The 13,495-nt window shown below is 71.0% G+C and carries 15 protein-coding genes; 10 read left to right on the forward strand and 5 right to left on the reverse strand.

The genetic code is table 11. The annotated features are described in order from the left end of the window. Window positions 1-92: 92 nt before the first annotated feature. Window positions 93-800 carry a type VII secretion system-associated protein gene (locus tag OG494_RS38675; RefSeq protein ID WP_328459156.1) on the reverse strand — a complete coding sequence of 236 codons (708 nt, stop codon included), beginning with the start codon at window positions 798-800 and terminating at the stop codon, window positions 93-95. 56 nt (window positions 801-856) lie between these two features. Between OG494_RS38675 and OG494_RS38680 the strand changes: the two genes are divergently transcribed. Beyond that, window positions 857-1,237 carry a sterol carrier family protein gene (locus OG494_RS38680; protein WP_328447278.1) on the forward strand — a complete coding sequence of 127 codons (381 nt, stop codon included), beginning with the start codon at window positions 857-859 and terminating at the stop codon, window positions 1,235-1,237. Here the strand turns inward: OG494_RS38680 and OG494_RS38685 are convergent, their stop codons facing one another. Further along, window positions 1,238-2,071, reverse strand: a complete 834-nt coding sequence (locus tag OG494_RS38685; protein WP_328447280.1) for an SAM-dependent methyltransferase — start codon at window positions 2,069-2,071, stop codon at window positions 1,238-1,240. 164 nt (window positions 2,072-2,235) lie between these two features. Between OG494_RS38685 and OG494_RS38690 the strand changes: the two genes are divergently transcribed. The 6 genes from OG494_RS38690 (at window position 2,236) to arfB (ending at window position 7,124) form a co-directional block, all read left to right on the forward strand. Further along, a complete protein-coding gene (locus tag OG494_RS38690) occupies window positions 2,236-3,114 on the forward strand; it encodes a helix-turn-helix domain-containing protein (protein WP_328447282.1) in 879 nt (292 codons plus the stop codon). 249 nt (window positions 3,115-3,363) lie between these two features. After that, the gene (locus OG494_RS38695; RefSeq protein WP_328447284.1) at window positions 3,364-3,603 is read left to right on the forward strand and encodes a DUF397 domain-containing protein; all 240 of its coding nucleotides are present in this window, start codon (window positions 3,364-3,366) and stop codon (window positions 3,601-3,603) included. Next, on the forward strand, window positions 3,590-3,898 hold the full coding sequence (locus tag OG494_RS38700; RefSeq protein WP_328447286.1) for a hypothetical protein: 309 nt from the start codon (window positions 3,590-3,592) through the stop codon (window positions 3,896-3,898). The genes OG494_RS38695 and OG494_RS38700 overlap by 14 nt, the downstream gene beginning before the upstream one ends. A gap of 121 nt (window positions 3,899-4,019) precedes the next feature. Then, window positions 4,020-5,549 (forward strand): amidophosphoribosyltransferase, encoded by a 1,530-nt coding sequence (gene purF, locus OG494_RS38705; RefSeq protein ID WP_328447288.1) that lies wholly within the window; start codon window positions 4,020-4,022, stop codon window positions 5,547-5,549. A gap of 38 nt (window positions 5,550-5,587) precedes the next feature. Further along, a complete protein-coding gene (gene purM, locus OG494_RS38710; protein ID WP_328447290.1) occupies window positions 5,588-6,658 on the forward strand; it encodes a phosphoribosylformylglycinamidine cyclo-ligase in 1,071 nt (356 codons plus the stop codon). A 34-nt stretch (window positions 6,659-6,692) separates the two neighbouring features. Then, window positions 6,693-7,124 carry an alternative ribosome rescue aminoacyl-tRNA hydrolase ArfB gene (arfB, locus tag OG494_RS38715; RefSeq protein WP_247059164.1) on the forward strand — a complete coding sequence of 144 codons (432 nt, stop codon included), beginning with the start codon at window positions 6,693-6,695 and terminating at the stop codon, window positions 7,122-7,124. 3 nt (window positions 7,125-7,127) lie between these two features. On the opposite strand, the gene OG494_RS38720 is transcribed toward arfB, so the two are convergent. The 3 genes from OG494_RS38720 to OG494_RS38730 all read right to left on the reverse strand — a co-directional run bounded on the left by OG494_RS38720 (window position 7,128) and on the right by OG494_RS38730 (window position 9,891). Next, complete coding sequence (locus OG494_RS38720; RefSeq protein WP_328447292.1) at window positions 7,128-7,880, reverse strand: GNAT family N-acetyltransferase; 753 nt, start codon at window positions 7,878-7,880, stop codon at window positions 7,128-7,130. Window positions 7,881-8,051: 171 nt separating this feature from the next. Then, window positions 8,052-8,714, reverse strand: coding sequence for a VanZ family protein (locus tag OG494_RS38725; RefSeq protein ID WP_328447294.1), 663 nt, complete (start codon window positions 8,712-8,714; stop codon window positions 8,052-8,054). A gap of 265 nt (window positions 8,715-8,979) precedes the next feature. Beyond that, window positions 8,980-9,891, reverse strand: coding sequence for a Gfo/Idh/MocA family protein (locus tag OG494_RS38730; RefSeq protein ID WP_328447296.1), 912 nt, complete (start codon window positions 9,889-9,891; stop codon window positions 8,980-8,982). Between the two features lie 77 nt (window positions 9,892-9,968). Between OG494_RS38730 and OG494_RS38735 the strand changes: the two genes are divergently transcribed. From OG494_RS38735 to OG494_RS38745, 3 genes are read left to right on the forward strand one after another with little or no spacing between them, the layout of a single operon-like run. Next, window positions 9,969-10,598, forward strand: coding sequence for a hypothetical protein (locus tag OG494_RS38735; RefSeq protein WP_328447298.1), 630 nt, complete (start codon window positions 9,969-9,971; stop codon window positions 10,596-10,598). After that, entirely contained in the window at window positions 10,595-11,674 is a 1,080-nt protein-coding gene (locus tag OG494_RS38740; protein ID WP_328447300.1) for a CbiQ family ECF transporter T component, read from the forward strand. The genes OG494_RS38735 and OG494_RS38740 overlap by 4 nt, the downstream gene beginning before the upstream one ends. Beyond that, window positions 11,671-13,269: an ABC transporter ATP-binding protein gene (locus OG494_RS38745; protein WP_328447302.1), complete on the forward strand. Its 1,599-nt coding sequence runs from the start codon at window positions 11,671-11,673 to the stop codon at window positions 13,267-13,269. Before OG494_RS38740 ends, OG494_RS38745 begins: the two co-directional genes overlap by 4 nt. The last annotated feature ends 226 nt before the right edge of the window (window positions 13,270-13,495 follow it).

The raw sequence follows: 13,495 nt of genomic DNA on the forward strand, positions 1-13,495 counted from the left end.
CGTGAGCCTCATCGAGCCTCACGATGCACCCGTGTCGCCGGATCGGCTACCCGGTGACACTCGAAAGAGTGAGGGGCTCAAGGGCGACGCCGTCAGCGCTGCTGTTCGTCCGCCAGCGCCTTCATCAGGTGTTCCGCCGGCACGACGGCGGTGATCAGGTCGTGCGGGTTGATCGCGACCGGGTGACCCCCGAGCAGGCCGACGATGTCGCGGCCGACCACCGCGCGGGCGTGCGGCCACTCGCGCGGCACCAGGGCCTTGCGGGTGTAGGCCGGCACCATGACCCGGCCGTCGGTGTTGTGGAAGCCGATCACCGTGCGCTGCACCGGCGACATCGCGTAGACGAACAGCGTCGAGTCGAGGACGACCTTCGGCAGGTCCGACGGCGGCCGGTGCTCGGTCCGGACGAGCTGCAGCAGCTGCTCGAGGTCGTTCGACGGCTCCGGGAACCCGAGCGCCTTGGGCGAGGGCCGGTAGCGGTCGTTCGCGTGGAAGTCCGCGACCACGTCGCCGGCGTCGTTCACCGGGTACGCGCCGACGACCGCCCACGACGGCACCGGGCCGTTCGGGTCGAAGGCCTCGTCGATGACGTAGAGCCAGCTGTTGGGGTTGGCGCGCGCGTTCGCGCGCATCTCCTCGGTGATCTCCGGCGTGCCGTGCTTGCCGGAGCGCCGGGCCTGCTGGCCGCCTCGCCGCGCCGACCGGCTGTGCTTGCCGTGCTTGCCGGGGCGATCCGGTCCGTTTCCGGCTGGCTGCTGCGAAACCATCCGATCTGCCTCGTCCCGCTGCGCCATCGTGATCCCCACGTTCTCGGGTGTGCCGGAAAACTCTTGGTGCGCCACTCTACTGTTTGCCCATGGCCTCTTCGCGTTCGGTCGACCCCGGACAGTTACGTGCGGCGGTGCAGGCGATTTCCCCGTGGCTGCAGGGCGACGGGCCCGACCCGGCCCGCCCGGAGCTGGCCGCCGCCGTCCGGCTCAGCCTGCGCGCGCTGGCGGCCGACGCTCCCGGAAGGACGGTCGAGGTCCGGGTGCCCCCGTTCGCGGCGGTCCAGTGCGTGGACGGTCCGCGCCACACCCGCGGCACGCCGCCCAACGTGATCGAGACGGACCCGCGCACCTGGCTCGAACTGGCCACGGGCCGATTGGACTGGACCACTGCGGTGGCCGGTGGCCGGGTGTCCGCTTCGGGCTCCCGGGCCGACCTTTCGCAGTGGCTCCCGCTCGTCCGCGTCTAGTTACGGCTTGCGGCCGACGCCGCCGGCGATGGTGCGCTGCGCGACGTTGAGCTCCTTGAGGCGCGGGCCGTCCGGCCACCAGTCGGCGCACAGGGTCACGCCGGGATCGACCATTTCGAGGCCGGCGAACAGGGCCTCGATGTCCTTCTGCGTCCGGAACGTGCCCGAGCCCATCGGGCTGTGCACGAAGAAGTCCTCCATGCGGCGCGCGGTCGCGGAGTCTTCGTTCTCCGGGTCGAAGAAGTGGCTGAGGCCGACGAACGAGCCCGACGGCAGCGCGTCGACGTACTCCCTCATGATCTCCGCCGGCCGGTCGTGGTCGCCCTTGAAGTGGTGCAGGGTGCCCATCTGCAACATGATCAGCGGCTGCGTGAAGTCGATGTGCTCGCGCACGATCTCGTTCTCGAGGATCCGCGCCGGCTCGAAGATGTCCTCGGCGACGAAGTGGGTGTGCTCGTTCTCTTCCAGCAGCGCCCGGCCGTGGGCGAGCACGACCGGGTCGTTGTCGACGTAGACGACCCGGGTCTCCGGGTTGATCCGCTGGACGACCTGGTGGGTGTTCTCGGCGGTCGGGAGACCGGACCCCAGATCGAGGATCTGGGTGATACCCGTTTGGCTCGCGAGGAAGCGGCACGCGCGAATGAGGAAACCGCGGTTTTCGAAGGCCAGGTCCTGCGCTTCGGGAGCGGCCTGCTGCACCTGCTTCAGGACCTCCCGGTCGATCTCGTAGTTGTCCTTACCCAGCAGGAACGCGTCGTAGACCCGCGCGATGCTGGCCCGGGTCGGGTCGACTCCGACGGGAACTCGTTCGGTCCGGGTCGCGGCGTCGGGCATCTTGAACCTCGCAAGTTCTGTGTCGTAAGTCTCGTACTCTACGTAGAGTAGGACTACACAAGCATGCGGTAAACCGGGTCACCTCTTTGCGCAGGACGGCCCAACGTGTACTTTCGGTAGTCGGGCTAGAGCCCCCTGGTGACTGACGCGCGGAAGGTCCGGGAATGAACGCGGTGAACGCGTCCAGTGCTGAACAGAACATCGGCCCGACGGCGCGGCGGATGATCCTCGGCTCACAGCTGCGCCGGCTCCGTGAAGAAGCGGGCATCACGCGGCAGCAGGCCGGCTACAACATCCGCGGGTCCGAATCGAAGATCAGCCGCCTCGAGCTGGGCCGCGTCGGCTTCAAGGAACGCGACGTCACCGACCTGCTGACGATGTACGGCGTCGAGGAGTCCACCGAACGCCAGACGTTCCTCGACATGGTCAAGCAGTCGAACGAACCTGGTTGGTGGCGCCGCTTCGGCGAGACGATGCCGAACTGGTTCACCGACCTCGTCGGCCTGGAAGAGGCCGCGGCCCGGATCCAGATCTGGGAGCCGCTCTACGTCTCGGGCCTGCTGCAGATCGAGGGGTACGCGCGAGCGATCTTCAGCCACGGCCGGCCGGAGATGGCCGACGACCGGGTCGACCAGCTGGTCGCGCTGCGGATGCGGCGGCAGAAGATGTTCAGCAGGCCGGACGCGCCGCGCGTCTGGATGGTGCTCGACGAATCGGTGCTGTACCGGCCGATCGGCGGCGTCAAGGTCCTCAAGCGGCAGATCGAATACCTGCTCGAGATGAGCGCGCTGCCGCACGTGTCGGTGCAGGTCCTGCCGTACTCGCGCAGCGGGCTGTCCGCGGAGCACGCGTTTTCGCTGCTGCGGTTCGGCGAGCCGGAACTGCCGAACATCGCCTACGTCGAGTACCTCACGGGCGCGCACTACATCGAGAAGCGCGAAGAGATCGAGAAGTACAGCCGCGCGCTGGACATGCTCGCCGTCGACGCGGAGACCCCCGACCGGAGCCGCTCGATGCTCGCGAAGCGCCGTCAAGAGATCTGAACGACCCGCGTTCGACAGCATCGACTAGTACCGCTGAGCGGTAACCAGGGGTAGCGACTCGTCCATTCGAGGACGTTTCTGTAGCCCGTTGGATGAAGTGTGACCTGGTGATCCTTCACTGGGGGAGAACTTTGCAAGAAATTCTGCACGTGCATTTACCGCTGCAAGCACACGTGCTAGCGTGCTCCACGCGGGCAAATGCACATGCATCTGCACCGCCCCAGGTTTCCGCATCGAGAGGTTGGGACCATGGCAGAGCGATTCGAGAACGGCATCCCGGCCGATCGGCTGTCCGGTGCCCCGTGGCGCAAGGCGAGCTACAGCGGCGCCGTCGGCAACTGCGTCGAGGTCGCCCCCCTGTCCAACGGCGAGATCGCGATGCGCAACTCGCGCTTCCCGACCGGCCCGGCGCTCGTCTACACGCGCGCGGAGATGGCGGCGTTCCTCGCGGGCGCCAAGGACGGTGAGTTCGACGATGTCCTCGGCTGAGGCTCCCGTCGCTCCCGTCTACGACATCGAGACCGGGCTGCAGGAACTGGTGGCCCGTGGCTACCAGTTCGTCCACCCCGCCGACGACCGGGGCGAGGTCCTCGCCGTCGTCGGTGTGCGAGTGCACGACGACGTCGTGGACGTGGTCCGGCTCAACGCCGAGGACGACGTGGTGGCGACGCGCATGCCCGGTACCGAAGAGAACATCTTCGAACCCGAGCGGTGGCTGTGGCGCCGCAGCGGTGACGGAGCCCGGGTGCTCTCGGAGATTCTCTCGCTGCCGGATGCCTGCTAGCGCACGGAAAAAACTTCAGGCCCTGTCCGAAGTGGTCAGAACCACGTCGGGCGGGGCCTGACTCATGTCCGGACCGTTTACACTGAAACCGGCCTGACCGCGTCTTCCTGGGAGCACCTCGGTGGTTTCCGACCCACAGCTCGTGTCCTCCGACCAGCCCGACCCGGAACCCCGCGAGGAGTGTGGCGTCTTCGGCGTCTGGGCTCCCGGGGAAGAAGTCGCCAAACTGACCTACTACGGCCTCTACGCCCTGCAGCACCGGGGCCAGGAGGCCGCCGGCATCTCCGTCTCCGACGGCTCCCAGATCGTGGTCTTCAAGGACCTCGGCCTGGTCAGCCAGGTCTTCGACGAACAGATCCTGCAGTCCCTGCAGGGCCACATCGCCGTCGGCCACTGCCGGTACTCGACCACCGGCGCCACCATCTGGGAGAACGCGCAGCCGATCTTCCGCACCACCGAGACGGGCAGCGGCCTGTCCTTCGCGCACAACGGCAACCTCGTCAACACGGCGGAGCTGCGTGAGCGCACCATCGCCGCGGGCCTCAAGCCGCACGCCGGGCTGACCGGCTCGTCCAGCGACTCGGACCTGATCTGCGGGCTGCTCGCCGCGAACGCCGCCGACAAGGGCATCGAAGGCGCCGCGATGGAGCTGCTGCCCACGCTCAAGGGCGCGTTCTGCCTGGTGTTCGCCGACGAGAACACGCTGTACGCCGCGCGTGACCCGCACGGCGTGCACCCGCTGGTGCTCGGCCGCCTCGAGCGCGGCTGGGTCGTCTCCAGCGAGACCGCGGGCCTGGACATCGTCGGCGCGTCGTTCGTGCGCGAAGTCGAGCCGGGCGAACTGATCGCCATCGACGCCGAAGGCCTGCGCTCGTCGCGGTTCGCCAACCCGGATCCCAAGGGCTGTGTCTTCGAGTACGTCTACCTGGCCCGCCCCGACACCACGATCGCCGGCCGCGGCGTGCACGCCACCCGCGTCGAGATCGGCCGCCGGCTCGCCGGCGAGCAGCCCGTCGAGGCCGACCTGGTGATGCCGGTGCCGGAGTCCGGTACCCCGGCGGCCATCGGGTACGCGCAGGGCTCGGGCATCCCGTACGGCACCGGCCTGGTGAAGAACGCCTACGTCGGGCGCACGTTCATCCAGCCGTCGCAGACCATCCGCCAGCTCGGCATCCGGCTCAAGCTGAACCCGCTGCGCGACGTCATCCGCGGCAAGCGGCTGGTCGTCGTGGACGACTCGATCGTCCGCGGCAACACCCAGCGCGCGCTGGTGCGGATGCTGCGCGAGGCCGGCGCACTCGAGGTGCACGTCCGGATCGCGTCGCCGCCCGTGCGGTGGCCGTGTTTCTACGGCATCGATTTCGCGTCGCGGGCCGAGCTCGTCGCGAACGGCGTCGACCTCGACGGCATCCGCCGCTCGATCGGCGCGGACTCGCTGGGCTACATCTCGCTCGACGGCCTCGTCGCGGCGACGGAACAGCCGAAGACGCGGCTGTGCACGGCGTGTTTCTCCGGCGAATACCCGATCGCCCTGCCCGACGACGCGCTCATCGGGAAGAACCTGCTCGAGAGCCTCGACGCGGTCAATGGCGCGGCGACCCCGGTCAGCCCGGCCGGGTACGGTGCCGAGGACGCAGTTCGGCGTCCCTAGCCCTCCGGCTAGTCCTTCCAGTTGGGAGTCCTTCTACCGTGAGCGAGTCCACGAGCGCCACGTACGCCGCCGCCGGCGTCAGCATCGACGCCGGCGACCAAGCCGTCGAGCTGCTCAAGCCGCACGCCGAACGCGCCACGCGGCCCGAGGTGCTGGGCGGCGTCGGCGGTTTCGCCGGGCTCTTCTCGTTGAAGCTCGACAAGTGGAAGGAACCGATCCTCGCCTCCTCCACCGACGGCGTCGGCACGAAGATCGCCGTCGCGCAGGCGCTGGACAAGCACGACACTGTCGGCATCGACCTGGTCGCGATGGTCGTCGACGACCTGGTCGTGACCGGGGCCGAGCCGCTGTTCCTGCAGGACTACATCGCCGTCGGCAAGGTGCACCCGGAGAAGATCGCCGCGCTGGTCGGCGGCATCGCCGAAGGCTGCGTCCAGGCCGGGTGCGCGCTGCTCGGCGGCGAGACCGCCGAGCACCCGGGCCTGATGGGCGAGCACGACTACGACATGTCGGCCACCGGCGTCGGCGTGGTCGAGGCGTCCGCGCTGCTGTCGCCGGAGAAGGTCCGCCCGGGTGACGTCGTACTGGCGCTCGGCTCGTCGGGACTGCACTCGAACGGGTACTCCCTGGCCCGGCACGTGCTGCTGGACATCGCGCGGATGCCGCTCGGCGGCCACGTCGAGGAGTTCGGCCGCACGCTCGGCGAGGAACTGCTGGAGCCGACGCGGATCTACGCGAAGGACTGCCTCGCGCTGGCCGCGGAGACCGAGGTCCGGACCTTCGCGCACATCACCGGTGGTGGCCTGGAGGCGAACCTGGCCCGCGTCATGCCGCGCGGCCTGGTCGCCCGGCTCGACCGCGGCACCTGGTCGCCGTCGGCGGTGTTCGCGCTGATCGGCCACCGCGGCCGGGTCGAGCGCGCCGAGCTGGAGAAGACGTTCAACATGGGCGTCGGCATGGTCGCAATCGTCGGGGCCGAGGACGTCGACCGGGCCCTGGCCATGCTGACCGCGCGGCACGTCCCGGCGTGGGTGCTGGGCGACGTCCAGCCGGCGGACGACGTCGACGGCCCGCGCGCGCTGCTCTCGGGTGACCACCCTCGCTTTTAGAAACATAGTTGAACGCGGCTGTCACACTGATGACATGGCAGCCGGAGACGTGGTGATCGGCTCCCGGTTCACGATCCCGGGAGCCGAGCTGAACGAGCGCTTTTCGCGGTCGTCCGGCCCGGGCGGCCAGGGTGTGAACACCACGGATTCGCGGGTCGAGCTGTCGTTCGACGTCGCCGCGTCGCCGTCCATCCCGGAGCACCTGCGGGACCGCGTCCTGGCCGGGCTCGAGGGCCGGCTGGTCGACGGCGTCCTGACGATCGCCGCCAGCGAACACCGCTCCCAGCTGCAGAACCGCGAGGCCGCGCGCGGCCGCCTGGCCAACCTGCTGCGCGACGCGTCGGCCCCGCCGCCCGCCAAGCGGCGTCCCACGAAGCCGTCCCGAGGTTCGAAGGAACGCCGCCTGGCGTCGAAGAAGCGCCGGAGCGACGTCAAACGAGGCCGCTCCGGCCGCTTGAACGACTAGCGCCTAGCTCAGCGAGAGGTGCACGCACTCCCCGGCCGGCCGGTAGCCGACCCGGGCGTAGACGTTCCCGATCCCCAGGTCACCGGGGGTGAGGAACGCCGTGTGCGCGCCGGACTCGTGTGCTTCGCGGGTGAGCCGGGCGGTGATCGCCGCGGCGATCCCGCGGCCGCGGTACGGCTCGAGCACGGCGACGCCGACGACCTCGGTGGTGCCGTCGACGATCGCGAGCGTGAGCCCGCCGCCGATGACCGCGCCGGTGGTGGCGTCCTCCGCCAGGAGGTGCCGCACCCCGGCCTCGATCCCGGACCGCAGCCGCTCGACCTCCGCGTCGGAGACCTCCGGTGACTCACCGAACGCCGTGTTCTGCGCCGACCGCAGGCCCCGGATGTCCTCGCCGGACTCCGGCGCGCGCAGCCGGATCCCCGCCGGGACCGGCCGGTCGACCAGTTCGGCGGGGGCGCACGTCATCAACGGCACCCGCCGTTCGAGCTGATAGCCGGCCTCGACCAGGAGTTTCTCCAGGCCGGGGGCGACGTCGGTGAAGTACTCCAGCCGCGGGAGCAGGCCCCGCCGCCGGTACGCGCCGGTCAGCGCGTCGATCTCGGCCGCCGACGGCCGCGCGCCGTCGTCCGGGATCGCGTAGTTGAGCATCGGGTGGTCGTTGTCCGGTGAGTAGGTGGCCAGGAACGGCCCGACCTGTTCGGTCGCCCGGCCGCGGGGCGCCGTCTTGCGGACATACGTCTGAATGGCGGACATTGCTGGTGGAAGCCCTTTCGAGAGCACGTCAAGGAACCGCAGCTCAGTGCGGTGGATCGCTGGGCGTCGGGCCTAGCGGAGGCCGACGCCGGAGACGGCGCCAGGCATAGGCGTTCATTCCTCGAGTCGAAAGGGCTGTTCCAGGCCAGTGTGGCACGGCCCGCAAGCCGGTTACTGCCGGTCGGGGTGGGCGATGGCCGCGTACCGCGCGTCCCAGACCGACCGCGGGACCCGCATGGTGAGGGTCGGGGCTTCGCAGACCGTGCGGCGCTGCTGCGTCGGGATGACCACCGGCGGTGGTGGCGGCGGCGGATCCAGCGAGCGCCAAACGCGCCTGCTCAACGCGGCGCCGAGGATCGCGCCGGTGGTGTTGAGCAGGACGTCGTCGGTGGAGGTCACCCGGCCGGTGTGGATCAGATATTGCGTACCTTCCACCAGCACGGAGACGAGCAGAGCGGCCAGTGCGATCCGCACGAGCGCGCGCAGGCCAGGCAGCCGCAACGGGAGCAGCGCGCCGAGCGGGCAGAGCAGCAGGACGTTGCCGATCACCTGCCAGAGCGAGCCGTCGTCGCCGAACGCGGCGGTGATGTCGGCGCCCGGTACGAGGTCGAGCGTGCTCTGGCCGGACCCGCCGACCGGCATCGTGACCAGGCACAACACCAGAAAACCGACCAGGACGGCGGCGCTGTCGACGCCGGCGGTGGCGCTCGCGTAGCGGGGCGGAAGTCTTCGCCGTCGTCGCGCCGCGAGCAAGGGCCACCCGAGCAGCGCGTACGGCAGCGCGATGGCCGAAACCGGAATCATCCCCCAGAAGGCGCGCAGCAGGGTTTCCATGCGCCTCCCTCCTTGAGCACCCAAAGATCGTCTGTGCGCTGGAAACGGCCCTCCCAAGATCACCTTCGCATCACAAGATCGTCTCGGCACGCTGAGGGAGGCGCACTAATCGGTGATCTTTCCGGTGGCGCGACGGAACTTTCCGTGGTTCGGTCGGGAGGCGCACTGTCCACAGTGGATGCTGTGGACAACCCTGTGGATGAATCGGGGGATACTTTCGAAACCCCTTATTTCACAACGGAAACTCTCAGAGGGTGCCTGTGTACTACTTTTCGCCGGCCAGCTCGCGAGCGCGCTCGATCAGGCCCTGCAGGTGCAGGCCGCGGCGGACGTCGCAGGGGTGGGCCGTGGTGCCGCTGGCGATCATCGCCGCGAAGTCGTCCAGCATCGCCGTATAGGACTCCGACGCCGAACCGGGCTTGCGGCCGAGCGTCCGGTAGCCGTGATCGCCCCAGACGGCGACCTCGACGACGGTCGGCTGCACGGGCAGCCGCAGGGACAGCGTGGCGGTGCTGATCACGCTGTTCTCGTGGGCCAGCATCAGGTGCCACAGGTCGCCGGGGCTCCGCCGCGCGGCGACGACGTCGGTGATCGGCCCGAGCGCGGCGTCCAGCAGGTCGAGGGCGTGCGGGCCGATGTCGAACAGCGCGCCGCCGTCGTCCTGGCGCCACTCCGAGGCCGCGTACTGGCCGCCGAGCAGGGCGCCGGACAGCCAGCGCGCGCCGCCGCCGGCCCAGCCGCCCGCCTGGGCGAGGTCGGCGAGCCACTCCTGGGTCTGTGCCGAGTACCGCAGGGTCAGCATGACGAGCGCGGCGACGTCGGCGGCCGCGACGGCGTCGGCCAGCCGCTGCGCGCCGGCCAGGTCGGCGGCGATCGGCTTCTCGAGGATCAGGTGCTTCCCGGCCTCGGCCGCACGGACGCCCAGCTCGGCCTGGATCGACGGCGGGACGGCGAACGCGACCGCGTCCACCTGCGCGAACAGGTCTTCGATGCTCTCGGCGGCGGTCGCGCAGTGGGTGTCCGCAAGCGCTTGCGCCGCCTCTGGGCGCCGGGCCCAGACCGCGGTCAGCGCCGTGCCGGGGTGATCCGCCAGGCCGGGCGCGTGAATCGTCGTCGCCCACGGACCGGCGCCGACGAGGCCGACCCGCAGCTGTCCCTCCGCGATGAGCTGTCCCACGGGCCGCAGTCTAGGTGTGGTCGGCGTCGCGCCGGAACCGCACCTGCGACGGCGGTCGTCCTGGTTAAAGTGCCTGCATGATCACCCTGCCGTCCCGCATCGCCGCGGTCTGTCTCCTGCTCCTGGCCACCTGCTTCGCCGGGGCCGCGCCCGCGTCGGCGACGGGCGCGGACGGCACCTGCCCGGCCGGCGGCGGCGTGACGGTGGTCGTCGACTTCGGCGACCTGGGTCCGCAGCCGCTGATCCGCTGCGCTCCCGGCACGCCCGCGTCCGGCATCGCGGCGCTGCAGGGCGCCGGGATCGACGTCGCGGGTTCGCAGAAGTACGGCCTCGCCGTCGCCTGCCGGATCGACGGCAAACCCGGCCCGGACGTCGAGTCCTGCGCGGGCATGCCGTCGGCGACGGCGTACTGGAGCTACTGGCACGCCCCCGCGGCCGGTGGTACGTGGGAGTCGAGCCAGGAAGGCGCCCAGACGTCGAAGCCGGCGGCCGGCGGGTTCGAGGGCTGGGCGTTCGCGCGGCCGAAGACGGCCAACGACCTGCCGGCGCCGCCGCGCGTGGCGCCGGTCCGCCAGGCCGGCTCGACCCCGGCCCCGGCGCCCGCGGCCGAGGGCAGCTCGTTCCCGTGGGGGCTGGTCATCGCCATCGCGGCGATCCTGCTGATCGGTGGCGCGGCTTGGGTCGCCGCACGACGTCGTCGGACGTGACCGGCAGGGCCCTGCACCCCGGCGCGTGGTGGGCGTGGGCGCTCGCGCTGGCCGTCGCGGCCAGCCGGACCACGAACCCGCTGCTGCTGGGCCTGCTCATCGCGATCATCGGCTTCGTCGTCGCGAACCGGCGGAGTGACGCGCCCTGGGCGCTGGCGTTCCGGCTGTACGCGTACGTCGGCGCGGTGATCGTCGCGACGCGGGTGCTGTTCCGGATCCTGATCGGCGGCGAGGACGGCGGGCACATCCTGTTCACCCTGCCGACGATTCCGCTGCCGGCGTTCGCGGCCGGGGTGTCGCTGCTCGGCTCGACGTCGGCGGAGGAGCTGCTCGGCGGCTTCTACGACGGCCTCCGGCTGGCGACGATGGTGCTCTGCGTCGGCGCGGCGAACGCGTTGGCCAACCCGAAACGCCTGCTCAAGGCCGTGCCGGGGGCGTTGTACGAGGTCGGCACGGCCGTGACGGTGGCGCTCACGGTGGCGCCGCAGCTGGTCGAGAGCGTCCAGCGCGTGCGGCGGGCTCGGCGGCTGCGAGCGGGGCGGACTCGCGGGCTGCGGGCGGTCAAGGGCATCGTGGTGCCGGTGCTGGAGGACGCGATGAACCGCTCGCTGCTGCTGGCGGCGGCGATGGACTCGCGCGGCTACGGGCGGCGCGCGTACCTGAGCGCCGGCGTGCGCGCGGCGATCGCCGGCTGCGTGCTCGGCGGGCTGGTGGGCGTGTGCGTCGGCGTCTACGGCGTGCTCGACGGGACGTCGTCGTGGCTGGGCGTGCCGCTGCTGGCCCTGGGCCTGGCCGTGGCCGCGGCCGGGTTCGTGCTGGGCGGGCGGCGGATCCGGCGGACGGCCTACCGGCCGGATCGGTGGCGGTGGCCGGAGACGCTGGTCGTCGCGTCCGGGGTCGGGGCGTGCGCGCTGCTGTTGTTTTCCTCACGGGTCGACCCGGGGAACCTGTACCCGTCGCTGAGCCCGCTTCGCTGGCCCGAGGTGTCGCTGTGGCACGCGGTGCCCCTGCTCATCGGGGTGCTGCCCGCGTTTGCCGCACCCCGTCCCCCGTCGTTGTCGGAGGTGGTCCGGTGATCGAGTTTTCGCAGGTCACGGTGACCTACCCGGACGCTCTCGCGCCGGTGCTGTCCGACGTCTCGCTGCTGGTCGAGGAGGGCGAGCTGTGCCTGGTCGCCGGGCCGACCGGCGTCGGCAAGTCGACTTTCCTCGGTGCGATCAACGGTCTCGTCCCGCACTTCACCGGCGGCCGGCTGGCCGGGCGGGTGCTGGTCGACGGCTTGGACACTTCCTCGCACCCACCGCGCGAGCTGGCCGCGGTGGTCGGCGTCGTCGGGCAGGATCCCCTCGCGGGGTTCGTGACCGACACCGTCGAGGAGGAGCTGGCGTACGCGATGGAGCAGCTCGCGGTGGCGCCGGACGTCATGCGCAAGCGCGTCGAGGAAACCCTGGACCTGCTGGGTATCGCGGAGCTGCGCCACCGTCCACTTCGGACACTGTCGGGCGGGCAGCAGCAGCGCGTCGCGATCGGCTCGGTCCTGACGGCGCACCCGCGCGTCCTGGTGCTCGACGAACCGACGTCCGCGCTGGACCCGACGGCGGCCGAGGAGGTGCTCGCGGCGATCACGCGGCTGGTGCACGACCTCGGGACCACGGTGGTCGTCGCGGAGCACCGGATGGAACGCGTCGTGCAGTACGCCGACCGGCTGTTGTACCTGCCGGGCGACGGCTCGGTGCGGTCCGGGCCGCCGTCGGAGATCCTCGCGACGGCGGAGATCGCGCCCCCGATCGTCGAGCTGGGGCGGCTCGCGGGCTGGTCGCCGTTGCCGCTGTCGGTGCGGGACGCGCGGCGGGTCGCGGGGCCGCTGCGCTCGCGGCTTCAGGAATTGTCGGTGGTGGGTCGTACCCTCTCGGTGACCGGTCGAGCACTGGATGTGAGAGGGGTGGTGGTCCGCTACGGAGATGTCCTGGCGGTGCGTGGGGTGGACCTGCGCGTCGGGCCGGGGGAAATCGTCACGCTGATGGGACGCAACGGCTCCGGCAAGTCGTCGCTTCTCTGGGCGGTGCAGGGCAGCGGGCCGAGGTTGGCGGGGAAGGTCGACGTCGGCGGTGTGGATCCTGCGTCGCTCAAGCCGAGAGCGGCCCGTCAGCGTGTGGGGCTGGTCCCGCAGTCACCCGCCGATCTGCTGTACCTCGATTCGGTCGACGCCGAGTGCGCACAGGCCGACACCGAATCCGGGGCTGCGGCAGGCACGGCGAGGTCACTGCTGGACCGCCTGGCCCCCGCGATCGCCGGTGAAGCGCACCCCGGCGACCTGTCCGAAGGGCAGCGACTGGCGTTGGTGCTGGCCGTCCAGCTGGCGGCGGCACCCCCGGTGGTCCTGCTCGACGAGCCGACGCGCGGCCTCGACTACCACGCCAAACGGCGCTTCGCGGCGATCCTGCGAGAGCTGGCCTCGCAGGGCCACGCGATAGTGCTGGCCACCCACGACGTCGAGTTCGTGGCGTCGGTGGCCCACCGGGTGGTGGTCATGGCGGAGGGCGAGGTGGTGGCGGACGGCCCGACGAAGGATGTCATCGTCGCGTCCCCGGCGTTCGCGCCGCAGGTGGCGAAGGTGCTGGCACCGCAGGAGTGGCTGACGGTGGACGAAGTAGCGGAAGCCCTGTCATGACGACCGCCACTCGACGTCGCTCGCCTGCTGCGCCCTCGCGCAGCTTCGCGCCGCTGGTCGGCTCGCGAGCCGGTGTCGGCGGGTGGGCGCGGTCTCGCGCAAGTTCGTGCGAGTGGTCGCGCGTCGACCCCGCGTGGTGCCTGAACGCGCCGGGAGCCGCTTCGCGCACCTCCGCCTCGCCGGTCGATTCGCGAGCCGGTGTCGGTGGGTGGGCGCGGTCCCGCGC

The organism is Amycolatopsis sp. NBC_00438 (assembly GCF_036026695.1).
Taxonomy (GTDB): Bacteria; Actinomycetota; Actinomycetes; order Mycobacteriales; family Pseudonocardiaceae; genus Amycolatopsis.

Coding starts and splice junctions, on each gene's coding strand:
- OG494_RS38720 (WP_328447292.1), bottom strand. CDS start 7,880: ATGTCCGCCATTCAGACGTATGTCCGCAAGACGGCGCCCCGCGGCCGG.
- OG494_RS38700 (WP_328447286.1), top strand. CDS start 3,590: ATGTCCTCGGCTGAGGCTCCCGTCGCTCCCGTCTACGACATCGAGACC.
- OG494_RS38680 (WP_328447278.1), top strand. CDS start 857: ATGGCCTCTTCGCGTTCGGTCGACCCCGGACAGTTACGTGCGGCGGTG.
- OG494_RS38685 (WP_328447280.1), bottom strand. CDS start 2,071: ATGCCCGACGCCGCGACCCGGACCGAACGAGTTCCCGTCGGAGTCGAC.
- arfB (WP_247059164.1), top strand. CDS start 6,693: ATGGCAGCCGGAGACGTGGTGATCGGCTCCCGGTTCACGATCCCGGGA.
- OG494_RS38725 (WP_328447294.1), bottom strand. CDS start 8,714: ATGGAAACCCTGCTGCGCGCCTTCTGGGGGATGATTCCGGTTTCGGCC.
- OG494_RS38695 (WP_328447284.1), top strand. CDS start 3,364: ATGGCAGAGCGATTCGAGAACGGCATCCCGGCCGATCGGCTGTCCGGT.
- OG494_RS38690 (WP_328447282.1), top strand. CDS start 2,236: ATGAACGCGGTGAACGCGTCCAGTGCTGAACAGAACATCGGCCCGACG.
- OG494_RS38735 (WP_328447298.1), top strand. CDS start 9,969: ATGATCACCCTGCCGTCCCGCATCGCCGCGGTCTGTCTCCTGCTCCTG.